Here is a 2,443-nt window from a genome sequence, read left to right on the forward strand (position 1 = left end):
TGGAAACGGACGCACTTTTGCCGAAGCTGATTTATCGCTGACATTCTGGCCTCCTTGACATAGGAGGGACAAGCCGCCGGGGCAGCTTGTCCCTCCCGGTGATAGGGCAATTGCCCCTCACCTGGTAGCCATCATGCCGGGGTGATCGTCAGGGCGGTCAGCGGAAAAATTTGAAAAACTTTTTCCGAACGCCCTCGATGCTCTCATGGACTGCGGCCTTGGAGCAGCCGCACCGCCGACCAATCTCCGCATAGCTGAAATCATACAGCGCATAGAGCAAAAACCGCTCCCGCTGGGTAGGCGTACAGAGGGCCAGCACTGCCAAAATTTCATCCAGCGTTTCCTGCTGGCAGACCAACTCCTCCGGGGTGGCGCAGTAGGGCAGAACGCCCTGGGCGGCAATTATGTACTCGTCACACTCGCGACCGTCCCAGTGCCGCCGCTGTTCCCGGTCAAGGCTCCGCTCGGTGCGTTTGGCCAGCTCCCAGAACTCCTCCAGGGTGGCAGCGTCCTCATAGGTCAGCTTGCGGCTGTATCTCTTGATGGTGATCTCCATCGTGTTGTCCTCCTGTTCAGATTTGGGGTAAGCGAAATCTGAACAAGAGGGGTGGGCCTCGACATCGGGGCCGGATGGAGTGGCCCTCGGAAAAAGCAAAAGCACCCGAACAGCACAAGGCTATTCGAGCGCTAGGGGTAACTGTATGGGCAGACTGGAAACGACTATTTTCGCAAGTCTGGGTGGAGTTCGCCGCTGCGATGGTCAGGCTTTTTTTGATAAACTCCTATCTACTTGTAATCGCATGGCGGCATCCTCCTAATTGCCGCCAAAACGAAAAAAAGCGGCGGCTCTGATTTCTCAAAGCCGCCACTCTGGGCGTGATTATACTCCTGCTTGTACGACGGCTTTTTTTCTTTTGCCGTCGTGCGGCAGTTACAGAATATATTGATTTAGCAGATGAGAATGCTCCCATTCATTGCCTACATTTTTACCATCCATTGGGCTATTGGATTGATAATTGATACGGGGAGCAACTTAGCAGAAAGAACGAGCAATTTATTATAAAGGCCAGCAGTAACCACTCGCTTTCCCTTTTGTAAATTGTTGTAGCCAATAGCGGCAACAGCCTCTGGCTGCATCACAAACAGTTTGAAAAGCAGAGTGTTATTGATATTTGCTTTTTCTGCAAACAAGGTCTGTGTTGCTCCTGGGCATAAGCAGGTTACTGTTACCCCGGTTCCTTTCAATTCTTGATATAGTCCGTTAGAAAAAGATAGGACATAGGCTTTTGTGGCAGCATATACCGCATCATTCGGGCATGGCATATATGAGCCAGTAGACCCGACATTCAGAATACGTCCATGCCTGCGCTCTATCATCCCTGGCAAAAATAATTTCGTCAACGCAGTCAATGCCCTGATATGAATTTGTATCATATCAAGTTCTTTTGCGAGATTAGTATTTGTAAAACATCCCGCCTCATTGAAGCCAGCGTTGTTGATAAGAACATCAACAGACAAACCCCAACTGCGGATTTTTTCCATAATTGTATCTGCCGCATTGGCTTCTGCTAAATCACAGGAAATGTATTTGACTAAAACTTGATAACGTGTTTGCAAGTCAATTTGCTGATGTTGGAGTTGATCCCTATTTTTTGATACAAGGATTATGTTGTTCCCCATGCTTGCAAATTTTTCGACAAATGCTTTTCCAATTCCGCTGGTAGTTCCAGTAATTAGGACTGTATCCATTTCTAACTTTCTCCCTTGCTTTTGAATAAATCCCATTCTTCAAGATATGTCAAATCTTGGGCTGTTGGCGTTTGTAATAGTTTGTCATAAAATTCCAGTTTCTTCTCTGTCAATGCCAAAGCACTTTGCAAATTTGTCATTTGGTTATGGAGATCGTCAATGTATTCTTGCACCATGAAACGGCGTTGTAAAATCGTCTTTCCACCCTGCGTCAGCAATAGGATATACTCACGAATGGACCGGATAGGCACATTAGCTATGCGCAAGCACTGCACCATCTTTATCCACTCAATATCCGTATCAGAATATTGCCTATATTTCTGCTCTGTTCTTTCAATCGCTGGAAGTAGCTGTTCCTTTTCATAGTAACGCAGGGTTGCTGTGGTAAGTCCTGTCATTTTTGCCGCCTCTTTTGCTGAGTACATCTCAAATCCGCCTTTCATCATTCAGGATAAACTATGAAGTGCGCTTCAAAGCAAGATAAAATTATACCATCAGGGCAAAATTTTTTGAAGGGACTAAATGTGAATAAAGAGAAAAATCCCGACGCTACCAAAGCGCCGGGATTGTCAGCAGTCCGTTTCATATTATGATTTTGTGGTCTTGTCCATATCAGTGAAATTTTCTTCCCTCAGAAGGGTGTCCGCTTTATCGCCGTTAATAACGGAATCGACAGTGAAAACCAGCAGGAAAC

Annotated in this window: 3 protein-coding genes; all 3 read right to left on the bottom strand. The window is 46.6% G+C overall.

Annotated features, from left to right (window positions below; translation table 11 throughout):
• Nucleotides 1-157 precede the first annotated feature (157 nt).
• Nucleotides 158-556 carry a sigma factor-like helix-turn-helix DNA-binding protein gene (locus D1646_RS21265; protein WP_160638362.1) on the bottom strand — a complete coding sequence of 133 codons (399 nt, stop codon included), beginning with the start codon at nt 554-556 and terminating at the stop codon, nt 158-160.
• Between the two features lie 422 nt (nt 557-978).
• Nucleotides 979-1,749, bottom strand: a complete 771-nt coding sequence (locus D1646_RS21270; protein WP_160638363.1) for an SDR family oxidoreductase — start codon at nt 1,747-1,749, stop codon at nt 979-981.
• A gap of 2 nt (nt 1,750-1,751) precedes the next feature.
• Nucleotides 1,752-2,174, bottom strand: coding sequence for a MerR family transcriptional regulator (locus tag D1646_RS21275; protein WP_160638364.1), 423 nt, complete (start codon nt 2,172-2,174; stop codon nt 1,752-1,754).
• Nucleotides 2,175-2,443: the final 269 nt, after the last annotated feature.

The organism is Pseudoflavonifractor sp. 60, from assembly GCF_009911645.1.
Taxonomy (GTDB): domain Bacteria; phylum Bacillota; class Clostridia; order Oscillospirales; family Oscillospiraceae; genus Lawsonibacter.

Excerpts from the sequence above, each read along its gene's own strand:
- D1646_RS21265 (WP_160638362.1), bottom strand. The coding sequence starts at position 556 with ATGGAGATCACCATCAAGAGATACAGCCGCAAGCTGACCTATGAGGAC.
- D1646_RS21270 (WP_160638363.1), bottom strand. The coding sequence starts at position 1,749 with ATGGATACAGTCCTAATTACTGGAACTACCAGCGGAATTGGAAAAGCA.
- D1646_RS21275 (WP_160638364.1), bottom strand. The coding sequence starts at position 2,174 with ATGTACTCAGCAAAAGAGGCGGCAAAAATGACAGGACTTACCACAGCA.